The 15,101-nt window shown below is 38.2% G+C and carries 17 protein-coding genes; 9 read left to right on the top strand and 8 right to left on the bottom strand.

All coding sequences use genetic code 11. The annotated features are described in order from the left end of the window. Nucleotides 1–22 precede the first annotated feature (22 nt). Both RB215_RS04320 and RB215_RS04315 read left to right on the top strand, forming a co-directional pair. Nucleotides 23–1,204: a tetratricopeptide repeat protein gene (locus RB215_RS04320; RefSeq protein WP_089367894.1), complete on the top strand. Its 1,182-nt coding sequence runs from the start codon at nucleotides 23–25 to the stop codon at nucleotides 1,202–1,204. Next, complete coding sequence (locus RB215_RS04315; RefSeq protein ID WP_309216935.1) at nucleotides 1,194–2,141, top strand: M20/M25/M40 family metallo-hydrolase; 948 nt, start codon at nucleotides 1,194–1,196, stop codon at nucleotides 2,139–2,141. Before RB215_RS04320 ends, RB215_RS04315 begins: the two co-directional genes overlap by 11 nt. Here the strand turns inward: RB215_RS04315 and RB215_RS04310 are convergent. Further along, on the bottom strand, nucleotides 2,128–2,442 hold the full coding sequence (locus tag RB215_RS04310) for a GIY-YIG nuclease family protein (protein WP_089367892.1): 315 nt from the start codon (nucleotides 2,440–2,442) through the stop codon (nucleotides 2,128–2,130). The two genes, RB215_RS04315 and RB215_RS04310, sit on opposite strands and share 14 nt — an antisense overlap. 112 nt (nucleotides 2,443–2,554) lie before the next feature. Here RB215_RS04310 and RB215_RS04305 point away from each other — a divergent pair, with 112 nt between their 5' ends. Continuing rightward, nucleotides 2,555–2,914: an outer membrane protein assembly factor BamE gene (locus RB215_RS04305; protein WP_086993523.1), complete on the top strand. Its 360-nt coding sequence runs from the start codon at nucleotides 2,555–2,557 to the stop codon at nucleotides 2,912–2,914. 65 nt (nucleotides 2,915–2,979) lie between these two features. Here the strand turns inward: RB215_RS04305 and RB215_RS04300 are convergent, their stop codons facing one another. Continuing rightward, nucleotides 2,980–3,303 carry an RnfH family protein gene (locus RB215_RS04300; RefSeq protein WP_011327536.1) on the bottom strand — a complete coding sequence of 108 codons (324 nt, stop codon included), beginning with the start codon at nucleotides 3,301–3,303 and terminating at the stop codon, nucleotides 2,980–2,982. After that, nucleotides 3,300–3,740 carry a type II toxin-antitoxin system RatA family toxin gene (locus RB215_RS04295; protein ID WP_011327535.1) on the bottom strand — a complete coding sequence of 147 codons (441 nt, stop codon included), beginning with the start codon at nucleotides 3,738–3,740 and terminating at the stop codon, nucleotides 3,300–3,302. Before RB215_RS04295 ends, RB215_RS04300 begins: the two co-directional genes overlap by 4 nt. Nucleotides 3,741–3,887: 147 nt before the next feature. On the opposite strand from RB215_RS04295, the gene smpB reads away from it, so the two are divergent. Continuing rightward, nucleotides 3,888–4,367 carry an SsrA-binding protein SmpB gene (gene smpB / locus RB215_RS04290; protein ID WP_011327534.1) on the top strand — a complete coding sequence of 160 codons (480 nt, stop codon included), beginning with the start codon at nucleotides 3,888–3,890 and terminating at the stop codon, nucleotides 4,365–4,367. A gap of 364 nt (nucleotides 4,368–4,731) precedes the next feature. Continuing rightward, nucleotides 4,732–7,320 (top strand): TonB-dependent receptor, encoded by a 2,589-nt coding sequence (locus RB215_RS04285; protein ID WP_309216934.1) that lies wholly within the window; start codon nucleotides 4,732–4,734, stop codon nucleotides 7,318–7,320. Between the two features lie 59 nt (nucleotides 7,321–7,379). Here RB215_RS04285 and RB215_RS04280 read toward each other — a convergent pair whose 3' ends face one another. Both RB215_RS04280 and fadR read right to left on the bottom strand, forming a co-directional pair. Next, a complete protein-coding gene (locus RB215_RS04280; protein ID WP_011327532.1) occupies nucleotides 7,380–7,985 on the bottom strand; it encodes a peroxiredoxin in 606 nt (201 codons plus the stop codon). A gap of 278 nt (nucleotides 7,986–8,263) precedes the next feature. Beyond that, nucleotides 8,264–8,977 carry a fatty acid metabolism transcriptional regulator FadR gene (gene fadR, locus RB215_RS04275; protein WP_011327531.1) on the bottom strand — a complete coding sequence of 238 codons (714 nt, stop codon included), beginning with the start codon at nucleotides 8,975–8,977 and terminating at the stop codon, nucleotides 8,264–8,266. 443 nt (nucleotides 8,978–9,420) lie between these two features. Between fadR and dsbB the strand changes: the two genes are divergently transcribed. After that, nucleotides 9,421–9,939 (top strand): disulfide bond formation protein DsbB, encoded by a 519-nt coding sequence (gene dsbB, locus RB215_RS04270; RefSeq protein ID WP_309216933.1) that lies wholly within the window; start codon nucleotides 9,421–9,423, stop codon nucleotides 9,937–9,939. Next, nucleotides 9,939–10,241, top strand: coding sequence for a DUF6170 family protein (locus RB215_RS04265; protein ID WP_309216932.1), 303 nt, complete (start codon nucleotides 9,939–9,941; stop codon nucleotides 10,239–10,241). Before dsbB ends, RB215_RS04265 begins: the two co-directional genes overlap by 1 nt. 15 nt (nucleotides 10,242–10,256) lie before the next feature. Here the strand turns inward: RB215_RS04265 and RB215_RS04260 are convergent, their stop codons facing one another. Continuing rightward, entirely contained in the window at nucleotides 10,257–10,556 is a 300-nt protein-coding gene (locus tag RB215_RS04260; protein ID WP_011327528.1) for a helix-hairpin-helix domain-containing protein, read from the bottom strand. A gap of 314 nt (nucleotides 10,557–10,870) precedes the next feature. Between RB215_RS04260 and RB215_RS04255 the strand changes: the two genes are divergently transcribed. Continuing rightward, nucleotides 10,871–11,188, top strand: a complete 318-nt coding sequence (locus RB215_RS04255; protein WP_089367888.1) for a YebG family protein — start codon at nucleotides 10,871–10,873, stop codon at nucleotides 11,186–11,188. Between the two features lie 58 nt (nucleotides 11,189–11,246). Here RB215_RS04255 and putP read toward each other — a convergent pair whose 3' ends face one another. Beyond that, complete coding sequence (putP, locus tag RB215_RS04250) at nucleotides 11,247–12,758, bottom strand: sodium/proline symporter PutP (RefSeq protein WP_280117914.1); 1,512 nt, start codon at nucleotides 12,756–12,758, stop codon at nucleotides 11,247–11,249. 321 nt (nucleotides 12,759–13,079) lie between these two features. Between putP and RB215_RS04245 the strand changes: the two genes are divergently transcribed. Further along, nucleotides 13,080–14,303, top strand: a complete 1,224-nt coding sequence (locus RB215_RS04245; RefSeq protein ID WP_179807121.1) for an EAL and HDOD domain-containing protein — start codon at nucleotides 13,080–13,082, stop codon at nucleotides 14,301–14,303. 63 nt (nucleotides 14,304–14,366) lie between these two features. Here the strand turns inward: RB215_RS04245 and RB215_RS04240 are convergent, their stop codons facing one another. Next, on the bottom strand, nucleotides 14,367–15,098 hold the full coding sequence (locus RB215_RS04240; protein ID WP_058372810.1) for a VacJ family lipoprotein: 732 nt from the start codon (nucleotides 15,096–15,098) through the stop codon (nucleotides 14,367–14,369). Nucleotides 15,099–15,101: the final 3 nt, after the last annotated feature.

The following is a 15,101-nucleotide window of genomic DNA, read 5'->3' as shown; positions in this document are numbered from 1 at the left end:
TAGTTTTGCTTAGAGGTGTTATATGAAAGCCACTCAACTTAAATATTATTTATCATTTAGCTTTATACTTTTTTTGTGTGCGTGTAGCTCACCGCCAAAGTTAGCGCTGCCGCAACTCATTGAGCCAGCAAACTTTAAGCTACAACAGATCGAAACTCCAGCAGAAATATTTAAATTAGATACCAGCTTAACGCGGCAATTAGATTCTCATTTAAACAGTCAAAATTCAGCCCAACATATTGCACAAGGCATATTTAGCTTTTTATTAAAAAATGGTGATGACTCACTTGCCTATCGCTCATCTGCCACTTTAACCGCTGCACAAAGCTATCAAAATCTAAACGCTAACTGTTTGTCATTATCTATATTAGCGTATAGCTTAGCGGAGCACTTAGGCTTAAAAGCGCAATTTCAAAAAGTACATATCCCTGAATATTGGGCACTTGATCAAGGCGTTAATTTATTAACCGGACACATAAATTTAAGCCTTAATAGCCAACCTCTAATAAAAGATGCTGGCACTTTATTTTACCAACGAGATCAGCGCTTAATTATCGACTTTGACTCTAACAGCCGACAAGCACGCTTTAAAACAACACGATTATCAAAAAATACTGTTACCGCTATGTTTTATAATAATAAAGGTGCTACTGCGCTAATAAATAAACAATATGAATTAGCCTATAGCTACTTTAATGCAGCAACCAAGGTAGCACCTAATTTTAGCGTGGCATGGGGGAACTTAGGTGTTTTATTTAGGCAATTTAACTATTTAAATGAAGCCGAGCAAGCTTATAATTACGCCCTTCATCTTGATAAAAACAACAACACAGCACAAGGTAATCTTGCTATGTTGTACTTACTTACAGAGCGAGAGATGCAAGGAACTCAAATACTTAATCAGCTTGATAAACAGCGCCAAAGTAATCCTTATTACCATATATCACTTGGTAATACCGAGTACGTACATAAATATTACGCTAAAGCACTCAAACACTTTAAAAAGGCCTATACATTATCCCCCACTCTTCACGAAAGTCATTTTGGCTTGGCGCGAGTTTACTTTCAGTGGGGCGATACAAAGCAAGCAAAGTACCATTTGCGTAAAGCCGGAAAAAATGCTGATTTTTTACATGACAAAAAACGTTATGGCGCAAAGTTAAAAGCGCTGCAATCATTAACCGCAAAGGTAGGTGCCCATTAAACAATTAACTGTCGTTATTATTTTTCTGCTTTTAAGCCCTTTTGTTAATAGTAAAACGGCGCAGCAGCTACTTATTGATGATTTAAATAACTTAGCAGACCAGCAACTTGCAGGTAGAAAAACAGGTTCTCAAAGCGCAGAGCTTACAAGAAGCTATATAAAACACAGATTAAGCCAAGTTAATAATAACGTGGTCGAGCAGCCATTTTGCTATAAATCGGGCCTATTTAGCCAAGCGTGTGGTATTAATATTATTAGTTCCAACATAGGTGCTCTAGAGGCAGTAACACAGGCAACCGACCCATTACAAAAAGCCACTCGTATTATTATTACCGCACACTATGACCATTTAGGTAAACGTGGCGGAAAACTGCATCCTGGAGCAAATGATAATGCCACCGGTGTTGCTGCTTTAATTTATTTAGCAAGCGTATTTAATGATAAGCCACTGCCTTTTTCTCTTACCTTTGTAGCCACAGATGCAGAGGAAAACGGCTTACATGGCAGTAAATATTTTGCCAAAACACTGCTACCAAATAGCGTTATTATGAACATAAATTTAGACATGCTAGGGGTTAAAAAACGTCGTAGCAACTTATATGTATTAACCTCTAGATCGTTAAAAAACACCTTAAATAGTGTGTTTTTAGCCGTTAAAAATAATAATGTAAATTTAAAACCGGTTTACTCCGCAGCGCAAATGAGCAGATATATAAAATCTAAAAATATAAACTGGCATAAAGCGAGCGATCACTATTCGTTTGCAAGACAAAAAATCCCTTATGTTTACTTTGGCATGGGCTACGACAGTGCCCATCATACAAGTAATGACACCGCTGAGAATATTAACAGCAAACTTTTTACTGATGCAGTGCTATTAATAGAAGCCTTTATTAACCAGCTTGCTAAAACACCACTCCCACTTAGCCCGTCTTAAATGATGCTACATAGGCTTCTTTTTTAGCCCTAGATAATTTTTTCACTTGGTATTCTAATTTACTTGCTGCACTTTTATTGCCAACACTGTGCTGATGAATAAGTAAAAGTGGGCCTTTACCTTTAAGGTTTTTTGCACCATTACCCGCTTGGTGCGTAGCAAGACGTTGCTCAACATTGGTCGTTATACCCGTATACCAATGGCCGTAGCGGGTTTGTACTATATACAAATACCAGATAGATGGCTTTTTTAAGCAGCTCTGATCACTGCATTTTAAACTTTTTTGATTATCAGTGGTCAAATCGCTACCTTAACTTAATGCCCTTAACAAAAAACAATTGCTTAAAAGGGTTTTACCTTCAGTGACTAATCGGTATCATGCAGATTATAAAAAATAAGGATCACAACTAACAATGCAGTCGTTAAAAACTTTTTCTCTTTGGCTTATCGTTGCTTTAACGCTTAGTTCAGCAGCTGGGTGTTCTAGCTGGGTATACAGAATCAACATCCCTCAAGGTAACTTTTTAGAACAATCTGATGTTGATAAACTGCGTGTAAACATGACTCGTGAGCAAGTTGTTTATGTATTAGGCAAGCCTATCGCCGAAAATGCATTTGATAATAACACTTGGCGTTATGTATATAGCTTTAATAAAGGCCGTAGTAACGAGCAGTACAAATCACTGGTTATTAACTTTGAAAATGAAAAGCTTGCTTCTATTTCAGGTGATTACGAACAGCCAGAAAACTTTACTACTCCACTCGAACAATAAGCACCCTCGCTTATAAAATTATAAAGGTGAGTTAAGCTCACCTTTATAATAGCTAAAACCTTATGCTATCGCTCTATAGGACGGCCACCGGTTACTTTATTTGCTCGCCCTTCTTCTTTCGCTTTTTCAGCTCGTTTTCTACGCGCATCTTTAGGATCGGCAATTAAAGGACGATAAATTTCAATTCTATCCCCCTCTTTTAGCTCTTGATTAGGCTTTACAGTTCTATTCCAAACACCGAGTGTTAGTGCTGTAGCATCTATTTCTGGGTGTTTTTCGATAATTCCTGATTGAATAACAGCTTGTTCTACCGTTGTTCCCTTAACAACTTCTATTGTTAAGCTTGTTGCTGTTTCGGGTAGTGCAAATACAACTTCAACATCAATCATACTCTCGCTCCATAAACCTGTTTCGCGCGCTGAGTAAACGCACTCACCATATTTTTTGCAACATCATTAAATATTTTACCAAACGCTAACTCAATCAACTTACTCGAAAACTCAAAGTCTAATTGTAACTCTACTTTGCAAGCATTTGCGTCAAGTTGTTGAAAGTGCCAACGCCCCTGCAACATTTTAAACGGACCATCTACAAGATTTAATACCACGGTTTGCTCATCAACAAAGGTATTTTCTGTGGTAAACCACTTTTTTATACCTGCTTTTGATATTTCTAAACTCGCGGTCATGCTATTATTGTGTTGCTTAATAATTTTTGAGTCTGAGCAATTAGGTAAAAACTGAGGATAGGCTTCTACATCATTAATAAGGTCAAACATCTCTTTAGTGCTGTACATAACCAGCGCACTTTTTTTTATTTGTGGCATACTCACTCCCAACTGTGTGGTGGAATTTTAGCAAGCTTTACGCGTTTCCCCAAACTTTCACGCTGCTTAAATTAATTACTAAGCTTTTAAATGCATTATTAAAAAATCGATGTAAAACATCTCGTATTACGTATAATATAGGGCACTATGGCTAAGAATAAATCATCAAAATCGACAAGCAATACCATCGCGCTTAACAAAAAAGCGCGACATGAGTATTTTTTACACGATAAGTTTGAAGCGGGTGTAGAGCTCCAAGGCTGGGAAGTAAAAAGCATCCGAGCTGGCAAAGTTAACATCACTGAAACTTATATCCATCTTAAAAACGGTGAAGCATTTTTATTAGGCGCCCAAATCCAGCCTCTTAACAGTGCATCTACCCATGTAATTTGTGATCCTTTACGTTATCGTAAGTTACTATTAAGCAGACGCGAGCTAGATCGCTTAGTAGGCGCAACTGAACGCGATGGCTATTCATTAATTGCTACTGCTATGTATTGGAAGAATTGCTGGGTGAAACTTGAGTTTCATTTAGCAAAAGGTAAAAAATTACACGACAAACGCGAAGACGGTAAAGATAAAGACTGGTCGCGTGAAAAAGAACGCTTAATGAAGCATAAAGCATAAATAAAAACGCCTAATTTATTAGGCGTTTTTTTATTTATTTTAAAATAATTTAACGCACAATTTTAAACCAAACTGCATAAATATACTGCAACTTAGTGGCTGTTAATAAAAGAATAAATTATTACAAAATAAGTGCTCACTAAACTATTTAATTCTTACCACTAATTGCAACGCAAGATTTATATTAAAACCCCGCTTTACGTCGAACTTCTATCTCCAAGTAAATAAAACACACTGACTATTTTACCAGCAACACCCAGACTAAAGTCACACCACACCGAAATTGCTAACACCTTTGTTACATGGTATTAATATGGAGGCTTTTTTAGCTACCAAATTCAACAAAACTAACAAGGACTTAAGGATGAAGCAATTTGCATTTACCCCTAGCTTAATTGCAGGGGCTACTTTGGCATTAACAGCTGGCTTTACAACAACAACATACGCCGCTGATGAAGTGAAAAAAGTAGAACGCATTGAAGTAACGGGCTCTCGTATTAAACGTTCTGATATGGAAGGCCCTTCTCCGGTTCAATCTATCAGTAGAGCCGATATTGATAACATGGGTTATGACAACCTACAGCAGTTGCTTGAAAGAATGCCTGTTGCAGGTAGCGGTACTTTCTCTACCCGTGGTAATAACCAAGACTCTACTGCAAATGGTTCTGCAGCGGTAAGTTTACGTGGCCTAGGTGCTGACGCAACTTTAGTACTTATTAATGGCCGCCGTGTTGCTATTAGTGCATTCGCTGAAGGTATTACTAACTCATTTGTTGATATTAACAGTATTCCTGTTTCAGCGATTGAACGTATCGACATTTTAAAAGATGGTGCATCGGCTATTTATGGCTCTGATGCTGTTGCGGGTGTAGTTAACGTTATCTTGAAAAAAGATATTGATGGTATTGAAGTAAACTTAGGCTACGGTGGCACTGACGGTCCTAATTACGAAGAAACATCAGCCAGCATCGTTTGGGGTACAAGTAACGAAAAAAGCAGTGCTTCCGTTATTATTGACTACTTTAAAAACACCTCTTTATCGTCAAGTGAAATGGGCAGTTTAGGCACTGCAGATCAAAGAGCTTTAGGTGGTGAGGACTTTCGTTCATCACGTGGCTTCCCTGGTTACTTTTACGTTGATGGTGTAAAAACCATTGACCCTGCTTGTCCAGCCGATAGCGCAACTGCCAGTGGCAGCTGTTTGTTCGATTACGGCCCATACGGCTATATTGCACCAGCATCTGAACGTATTGGGGCTATTTCGCAGTTTGAGTATAATTTTGATAATGGTATTACCGCATTTTTAGAAATGGCAGTACAACACAATAGCTCTGTGGCTATGGGTGCGCCAACCCCGCTAGATGAAGATGCAGGGCTTACTGTGCCAGCAAATCATCCTAATAACCCATTTGGTAAAGATATAGATATTGGCCGTTACAGAACGGTTGATGCCGGTGCTCGCCAATGGGATATTGAATCAGATACGATGCGTTTTGTAGCGGGTTTACGAGGCGAGTTTAACGACTGGAGCTGGGAGACAGCGGTACAAAAAGGTCGTAGTAAATCAATGCAAACTGGCGATCGCTCACAAGGCTGGGTGCGTACCGACTTTTTACAACAAGAAATAGATGCCGGTAATTACAACCCATTTGGCGGCACTTATAACGATCCTGCAGTAATCGACAGAATCACTACTAGCTTAGTACGTCAAGGTGAGTCACATATGACCTCATTTGACGCAAACATTAGCGGTGAAGCATTTAGCTTTGGCGACGATGTGGTGATGATGGCAGCCGGTATTGAGTACCGCGAAGAAGACGTTATAGATATCCCTGATGATCAGTTCCGTCGCGGTTTAATTTTTGGTACTGAAGCTGTATCAGCCGCAGCATCGCGCGATCAATATGCTGCTTATGTTGAATTTTCAATTCCACTAGCTGATACATTAGAATTGCAACTTGCTGGACGTCACGATGACTATAGCGATTTTGGCACAACTACCAATCCAAAAGTTGCACTTCGCTGGGCACCTAGTGATGAAATCACGGTTCGTGGCTCATGGGCACAAGGCTTTAGAGCACCCTCTTTAGCACAAGTTGGCCTAGGTCCATCAGAAAAAAGTCAGTTCTTTATTGATACTCAACGCTGTCAACAAACGGGCTTAGACTGTCAGGCACTTGATTACAACATTCAATTCTCTGGTAATGCAGACTTACAACCTGAAGAGTCTGAATCTTGGAACGTCGGCTTCATTTGGGCCCCTAGCGCAGAGTTTGGTTTAAGTGTTGATGTGTGGAGCATCACCCAAGACAATAAAATTGACCAAGAAGAGTTTGGTCCAATTTATGCTGCCGAGTGTGGTAACCAAAACAGTACTGTATGTGTTCGCTTACCGCCTACTAATGGTGAAAGCTTAGGTTCAATTCAAAAAATCTATAGCACATTTGAAAACGTCTCTTCACAAGAAGTATCTGGCATCGACTTTTCAGCAAATTACAATCATTCATTGGATGATTTAGGTTTATTGAAATTCAATTTAGAGTGGGCTTACCAAAACAAATTTGAAAAAGATGGCCGTGATTACTCTGGTGAGTATGGTTACCCTGAGCATCGTTGGATTTTCTCAACTAACTGGGAAGTGGGCGACTTTAATACTAATGTTAACTTAAGTTATGTTGGTGAGTTTGAAGACACACCTGATATCGACTTTGACGGTAACTTAGATTTTGATAGCAATACATCACGTATGATTGATTCACAAGTGTTGGTTGACTTACAAACGTCGTACCGTATCACTGAGTCAGCTAAATTATCACTAGGTATTAATAACTTGTTTGACGAAGAGCCTCCTTTTGCAATTGGTGATGGCGATTCTGACCTTTACGGTTATGCGTCTGGGGTTCATAACCCACGCGGTCGTTATATTTATACTAAAGTAAGCTTCTCGTTCTAAATTAGAAGCAACAAAAAAACCGCCAATTGGCGGTTTTTTTATTTAAAACGAGAGCTAAATTATAGATCGCCTTCGTTTTCAGATAGGAACTTAGCAACGCCTTCAGGGCTTGCATCCATACCTTTTTTACCTTCAGTCCAACCAGCAGGACATACTTCACCGTGCTCAGTGTGGAACGCTAGCGCGTCAACCATACGTAGCATTTCATCAATGTTACGACCTAGTGGTAAGTCGTTCACTACTTGGTGACGTACATTGCCTTCTTCATCTATTAGGAAAGAACCACGAAACGCAACACCCGCTTCAGGATGCTCAACGTCGTATGCTTTACAAATTTCATGTTTAATATCTGCAACTAGTGCATATTTAACTTTACCGATACCGCCATCTGCAACAGCAGTGTTACGCCATGCGTTGTGTGAGAATTGTGAATCGATAGAAACACCAATTACTTCAACGCCACGTTTTTGGAATTCTTCATAACGCTTATCAAATGCAATAAGTTCAGAAGGACATACAAACGTGAAATCTAGTGGGTAAAAGAAAATAACTGCTTTTTTACCTTTGATTTTTTCATGAAGGTTATAGCTATCTACAATTTCACCGTTACCAAGAACTGCTGCAGCGGTAAAGTCTGGTGCCTGGCGGCCTACTAATACACCCATTTTATTCTCCAAATATTTTGAGTTTGTTGTCAATTGCTTATGCAATGCTGATAGTTATATGGGCTCTAAAACTTAAAAACCAATAGCGCACATATAATTATTATTATTCTAGAGAGAACTGGTGCGAAATGACAATCGTATTTAACGATTCCTCCCATCGATAATACTGAACGCTAAAAAGTGATGGGGTTTATTTTATTAGCTCAGTTTCTTGGTTATAAAGTATTAATAAAATGAAGACACAAAAAAACCTGCAAATGCAGGCTTTTAAAATAGGTTTAATCCATTATGTCGCTGGGCATATCGCCACGAATTTGTTGCCAAATTTCACCGGTTTGATGACCATATTTACGCATCATCATGATCGCACCGTCGTGTTCTCTGTTTTCAGCCAATTTAGTTAAGTCTTTATAAAACTGGCGAGCCAACTCACGCGTCCCCGGATCTGAAAAATAATGACAACCTATTTTTGAATAAAACCCTTTAAAGCCATTGAGTATAAGCACGTAAATACGATTATTACCTGCAACAGCTAACTCGTGATGCACTTTATAATCGTAATCAGCAAATGCTTGCGCACTGTCTTCTAACTCATCGCTTTGTGAGAGAATTTCAATCACACGTTCTGGATTTAACTTTATAGCTGCACGCGTATAAATTGCGCTTATATTAGTGCGTGCAGAGAGTAACTGGTCGGTTAACTCTGGCATTTTATCTTCATCAAGACGTGCTAACGTTTCAAGAATATTTAGTCCTGACGTTTCCCAAAAGTTATTCACTTTTGTTGGCTTACCATGTTTAATAGTTAACCAGCCATCTCGAGCCAATCGCTGTAATACTTCACGTAACGTCGTTCGGGTAACACCTATTAACTCTGAGAGTTCACGCTCAGCAGGTAGAATAGATCCAGGAGGGAAATCGCCATTCCAGATAGACTCTACTATGTATTCTTCAGCAAATCCTGCTGGGCTTTTCGCTTTAAAAATTCTCATCCAATTCCCACTCGAATTAATTCACACTACTACATACGATTAACCGACTGATTGTACCAGACGACGCTCAAGTAACAAGTAAAGTACGCCATATTACTGCCAGTATGCGATTAAAATATTTGTGTCTATAAAATGCTTTATATTTTTTACTAATACTTGTCGCAAGCACTTATATATTCACCCTAGATACATTTTAAGTAGTTATTTACTTTAAGTTCGCGCCTTGCCTTATTAACTTATTACGTAAAGTCACCTCACACACATACTTTACTCGTTTAAAGGGCTACCTCTTTATTCACATTATTGGATTTTTATTGGCTTTTAGAATTATAACCTTAACTTTAATCATCATAAATGCATGTGGGTAGGCTTTAAGTCGTTTTGCTTGCCCCTAACTTTATCCTACGTCATAATCTAACGTCTTATTTAAATACGGATTTATTATGAACTGGCTTGCACAATTACCCACCCAACGTACTCCTTGGCTTTTGTTTAGTGGTATTGTTTTTCTGCTTGAAATAACGGCACTGTTTTTTCAATATAAAATGGGATTGGCGCCATGTATCATGTGCATATATCAGCGTACTGCGGTATTAGGTTTACTTATTGCAGGTATTATTGGTACAAGTAATCCAGAGCATAGAGGGGTTCGCTTGCTCGCCTATAGTGTATGGGCTGTTTCTAGTGTTTGGGGATTTATAATTGCCCGCGAGCATATCGAAATGCAAACAACCACTGATCCTTTTGCATTTAGCTGTGAGTTTGAACCTAACTTTCCTGCCTTTATGCCATTACATGAGTGGATCCCAAGCTTTTTTGCAGCCACTGGTGATTGCGGAAACATTGACTGGCAATTTGCGGGGCTAAGTATGCCGGCATGGATGGAAGTAATATTTGCGCTGTTTGCAGGCACTTTATTTTTACTGGTAACGAGTCGCTTAATGACTAAAAGGTCGCTGTAATGCTTGTGTTTTTTTCAAGCCAAATTAATGCTCTAAAACATTTAAAAATACGTGACAGACAAGCTGTTATAGCGATTTCTTTAAGTATGCTTTCACCTGTTAATAAAGTACTACTTCGTATTATAAAATTATTATTACTCAGTCCGCTGTTTTTAATATTTGTCGTATTTGAAGGCTGGTTACTCATCCCTTTTTTACTACTCGGTGGGTTGTGTTACCCACTACTAACGACTCCAATTGAGATTAACTTTGCTAAAAAGCATTTATGTGAAGCATTAACCCAATATACTAAGGGCGCTTAACGCGCCCTTTTTAACTTAAAACGAAACCTTACCTTCAAGCTTTGCAGCTAATTTTTTACCTATACCTTTTACCATTTTCAAATCCTCTAACGATGTAAAGTTACCCTTTGCTTCGCGATAATCTATAATAGCTTGTGCTTTTTTCTTACCAATACCAGGGAGCTTAGATAGCTGGCTAACATCAGCAGTATTAATATTTAAAGCCGCCTGTTTTACTTGCTGAGTTATTGCTGAGGTATCAACATTTGCGTAGGTAAGAGTTACTGGCAACATACAAAAAGCTGCAGCTAAAATACTATATTTTAGTTTTTTCATCTTTCTTCCTTTTTTGTTCATACATGAACATTTACTTTGTTGTTTATATGTTTAAGTCATAACGCAAAAGGCTTTTACACCTGCACTTTATTAAATACTTAAACCTAACATTCACTCCCTGTGAGATCCTTAACTGCAACGGTACACAAAAGTGATTAAGTTAAATAAAGTAAAGTTAATCTTTGTTGTCAACTATTATCACTTAATATTAATTAGGGGACTTGCAAATTTAGGCACAAACTTGTACTGTACATAAAAACAGTAATCTAATGGTTTATATATACTATATGCCACGCAAGTAAGCAGGAGAAATCATGGCTGTTGTTGTTAAATATGTTGTAGAACGAAACGGAGTCGAGCGCATGACGTTTACTACCAAAAAAGAAGCTGATGCCTATGATAAAATGCTCGATATTGCAGAGTCGCTTGAAATTTTGCTAGAAAAAGTTGATGTACCATTAAGTGAGCAACAAGTAGAGTCACTCGCTTTAGAAATGGCAAAAAGTAAAGATGACTTCATGACAATATTAAAAGGTGGCAAAGAGCCTATAGCCCCTAAAGCTGCTGTAAAAGGCAAAAAAGCAGATAATGTTGCACCCATAGAAGAAAGTAGCGACAAAAAAGCGAGTTAATAAATTTTGCATAAAAAAGGGAGTAACCTAAGTTACTCCCTTTTTTGTTTATAACTTTTTATAGTTCTTGTTCTACTTCATCAAATAAGGTTGTAATTTCTTTAGCTGGCTCACTGGTCATTAAGCTAACTAATACAATCGCAATACTTGATAAAATAAAGCCTGGGACTATTTCATAAATAACGCTACTTAAACTCCCACCATTAATGGTAATTGGTGCGTATATCCATATAAGTACTGTTGAAGCCCCCACTAACATGCCTGCTAAGGCGCCAGCAAAGTTCATTCTTCTCCAGTAAAGGCTAAACAATACGAGTGGCCCAAATGCAGCGCCAAAGCCTGCCCACGCATTACTCACTAAGTCTAAAATAGAACTATCTCTATCGTAAGCTAAGTAAATAGCAAACATAGCAACTAATGCCACACTAATACGCCCAACAAAAACCAGCTCTTTTTGAGAGGCTTCGCGATGCAGGTATATTTTATAAAAGTCTTCAGTTAACGAGCTTGAACACACTAGCAATTGTGAAGAGATAGTACTCATTACAGCCGCTAAAATAGCTGCTAATAAAAAGCCAGCAATCAATGGATGAAAAACCAATTCAGATAGCACTAAAAATATTGTTTCTTTATCATTTATCGGCATTTCATTTTCTAGTATGAAGGCTGCCCCAAATAAACCAGTTAGTACTGCGCCTATTGCAGATAATGTCATCCAAGACATACCAATGCGTCGCATTGCTGGAATATCTTTAACTGAACGTACCGACATAAAGCGTACTATAATATGAGGCTGACCAAAGTAACCAAAGCCCCAAGCTAACGCAGAAATAATTGCGATGGTAGAGCCACCAGCAAACCAATCTAGCATATTTAGAGAGTGAACTTCACTGGCCTTTGGCGAGATAAGTAACAGGTCATAGCTTGCATTAGCGAGCGTTTCCATTACTGGCTGATCAAGCATAGTAAACGTTACTATTGGTACTACTAATAGCGCAATAAGCATAATGCAACCTTGTACAAAGTCGGTCAAACTTACCGCTAAAAAACCACCAAAAAGCGTATAAAGTACTACAACGCCAGTAGTAACATAAAGGCCAACTTCATAGCTCATTCCAAATGAATTTTCAAATAACTTACCACCAGCAACCACGCCAGATGAGGTATAAAGTGTGAAGAAAACAATAATAACAATAGCTGAAATAACACGTAATATATTCTTATTGTCCGCAAAGCGATTTGCAAAATAATCCGGGATCGTAATTGAATCATTCGCTTTTTCAGTGTAAACACGAAGCCTAGGTGCAACTAAGAAGTAATTTGCCCAAGCACCAAGTACTAAACCAATCGCAATCCAAACCTTACTCAAACCAAAAAGATACATAGCGCCGGGAAGGCCCATAAGTAACCAACCGCTCATATCAGATGCACCTGCAGATAGCGCAGCAACACTTGGTGATAAATTACGGCCCCCTAACATGTAACCTGAAACATCACTGGTTGATTGCTTAAATGCATACAATCCTATACCTAGCATTACAACAAAGTATAATGCTAGTGAAATAATCATTCCTGTTTCCAAATTCGCCTCCACTAATAAATTGCAACAGGCTTTTGATCCAAATAATGACTCTTAAAATATTATAGTTAAGACAGTATTGGGATAAAAACCATTCTCTGTCACTATAGCATGGGTAATAGTTAAAATTCCAACATGTCAACTTTAGTGAATTAAAAATAAACAAATCGTATATATTTAAGTCAGAACTTCTGTAACTTATTAAAAATATGTTATTAATCTAAGATAAGCTTATTTACATCATGCTATTTTTAATGTTTTGCCATATATTGTTACAATCAATAGTTATTTTTTATCTATACGGAATTTTTTATGTACTTTTACGCTGCACGCCAACCGATCTTAGATCGCGATAAAAAGCTTATTGGCTATGAATTACTATTTCGTGATGGTGTAAATAATGTGTTCCCCGATATAGATGGAGATGAGGCAACAACACGCCTAATAGAAGGCAGCCAGTTTAATTTTGGCCTTGAGGATTTAACCGACAATAAACCAGCATATATCAACTTTACCCTAGAAACTTTACTAAAAGGCTACCCTACTTTACTGAGTAAAGACGCTGTGGTGGTAGAAATTCTCGAAACGGTGCAACCTGGTAAGCGTTTACTTGCTATTGTTAAAGACTTAAAAGAAAAAGGTTATACATTAGCCTTAGACGACTACATTCATCAACCTGTGTGGCGCCACTTTTATCCATTTATTGATATTATAAAAATTGACTTTTTAACCTGTAATATAGAAACAATTAAAACAATTATTGATGATTTAAAACCTTATCCACATCTAAAATTACTTGCTGAAAAAGTTGAAACCCATGAGGTGTATAACCAAGCATTGGAACTTGGCTTTGATTATTTTCAAGGGTTTTTCTTTTCAAAACCAGAGATGATCCAAAGTAAAGCGCTTCCCCCCTCTGGTATGACATTAGCCGAACTACTTTATGAGACCTCAACGCTTGATATGGATCTAAAAAAGATCACCGATATATTTGAGCGAGATGTAAATCTATCTTATAAGTTACTGCGTTATTCAAACTCTGCAGCATTTGCTAGACGTGCAAAAATAAGCACAATAAAACAAGCGCTTATCACCCTTGGTGCCAATGAAATTAAAAAGCTTTTATCTTTATTATTTGCAGCGCAAGTTTCAACAGATAAGCCTATGGAGCTAATTAGGTTATCGCTCACTCGGGCGCGTTTTAGTGAGTTACTGGCTATTTCGCATGGTAAGTTTAAAGACACAGGAATGGTTTTTTTAACCGGCATGATGTCGCTTATGGATGCTATTTTAGATGAAAGCATGCAAAGTGTGATGCAAAAGCTGCCATTATCTAATGAGATTAAAGCCGCTTTACTTAATGATGAGGGCTTGCTTGCAAGCTACTTAAACTTGGTTAAGTTTTATGAGCAAGGCAACTGGCTGGCAGCTAATCAGATCAGCCAACAACTTGGTTTAGATGATAAAGTACCCGATGCTTACCACGAAGCAATTAGCTGGGTGAACGAGCAAATGCAGTTAATGAGCAATGTTTAATAACAACTTTCTAATCACTAATGAGAAAATAAAACGCCAGCATTGCTGGCGTTTTTAATAGGTTTACAAACTTTCTAAAAAATCTTCATCAAAGTCATCAGGCTCTTCTTTGATTGGCGGGTTACCGTCGTAAAGTTCGTATAATTGGCGTTGAAAATAAATATCTTTAATAAATAAGTAAGGGTCTAGTGAATCGTTCAATAAACCTTCTTGCGCAATTAGTGATGCACGGGCCTCAACAGCCTTTAAAGCAAACACTATAATTGTTTGTGGTGTAGTTAACGCTATTTCAGGTAAAACAAAGTTATCAACCACATCACCGGTTAAGTTACGCGCTGTAGAAGGCCCCATAGCAGGTAGCATCAAGTAAGCACCATCCCCTGCTCCCCATACACCTAATGTTTGCCCAAAATCCTCATCTACATGTTCTAGCCCTAATGAGCTGGCCACATCAAATAACCCAAAAACACCTACGGTCGAGTTAACTAAAAAGCGCGCTAAGCTAACACTGGCATTACCTGGTTTACCCTGTAAGCCTGCGTTGATCATATCTACCGGTGCACTAATATTATTAGTAAAATGCACTAAGCTTTGACGCACTGGTACAGGAGTCACCGTGATATACCCTACGGCGGCCGGTCTTAGTATGTATGTGTCTAAAACATCCATATTAAAATCGTATATTGGGCGGTTAATATTTTGTAGTGGATCGCGCTCGTCCTTTTGGCTATCAGGTACTTGTGCACACCCGGCCAGCACTAACAAAAATATATAAATTAAACCATGTTTTAACATCGC

The organism is Pseudoalteromonas sp. HL-AS2 (genome assembly GCF_031198805.1).
GTDB classification, from domain to species: Bacteria; Pseudomonadota; Gammaproteobacteria; order Enterobacterales; family Alteromonadaceae; genus Pseudoalteromonas; species Pseudoalteromonas nigrifaciens.
This window is presented reverse-complemented; position numbering and strand designations above follow the sequence as displayed.

Bases quoted from the DNA above. Each gene is read 5' to 3' on its own strand.
- RB215_RS04320 (WP_089367894.1), top strand. From the start codon at position 23: ATGAAAGCCACTCAACTTAAATATTATTTATCATTTAGCTTTATACTT.
- RB215_RS04305 (WP_086993523.1), top strand. From the start codon at position 2,555: ATGCAGTCGTTAAAAACTTTTTCTCTTTGGCTTATCGTTGCTTTAACG.
- RB215_RS04300 (WP_011327536.1), bottom strand. From the start codon at position 3,303: ATGATTGATGTTGAAGTTGTATTTGCACTACCCGAAACAGCAACAAGC.
- RB215_RS04295 (WP_011327535.1), bottom strand. From the start codon at position 3,740: ATGCCACAAATAAAAAAAAGTGCGCTGGTTATGTACAGCACTAAAGAG.
- smpB (WP_011327534.1), top strand. From the start codon at position 3,888: ATGGCTAAGAATAAATCATCAAAATCGACAAGCAATACCATCGCGCTT.
- RB215_RS04285 (WP_309216934.1), top strand. From the start codon at position 4,732: ATGAAGCAATTTGCATTTACCCCTAGCTTAATTGCAGGGGCTACTTTG.
- RB215_RS04280 (WP_011327532.1), bottom strand. From the start codon at position 7,985: ATGGGTGTATTAGTAGGCCGCCAGGCACCAGACTTTACCGCTGCAGCA.
- fadR (WP_011327531.1), bottom strand. From the start codon at position 8,977: ATGAGAATTTTTAAAGCGAAAAGCCCAGCAGGATTTGCTGAAGAATAC.
- dsbB (WP_309216933.1), top strand. From the start codon at position 9,421: ATGAACTGGCTTGCACAATTACCCACCCAACGTACTCCTTGGCTTTTG.
- RB215_RS04265 (WP_309216932.1), top strand. From the start codon at position 9,939: ATGCTTGTGTTTTTTTCAAGCCAAATTAATGCTCTAAAACATTTAAAA.
- RB215_RS04260 (WP_011327528.1), bottom strand. From the start codon at position 10,556: ATGAAAAAACTAAAATATAGTATTTTAGCTGCAGCTTTTTGTATGTTG.
- RB215_RS04255 (WP_089367888.1), top strand. From the start codon at position 10,871: ATGGCTGTTGTTGTTAAATATGTTGTAGAACGAAACGGAGTCGAGCGC.
- putP (WP_280117914.1), bottom strand. From the start codon at position 12,758: ATGATTATTTCACTAGCATTATACTTTGTTGTAATGCTAGGTATAGGA.
- RB215_RS04245 (WP_179807121.1), top strand. From the start codon at position 13,080: ATGTACTTTTACGCTGCACGCCAACCGATCTTAGATCGCGATAAAAAG.
- RB215_RS04240 (WP_058372810.1), bottom strand. From the start codon at position 15,098: ATGTTAAAACATGGTTTAATTTATATATTTTTGTTAGTGCTGGCCGGG.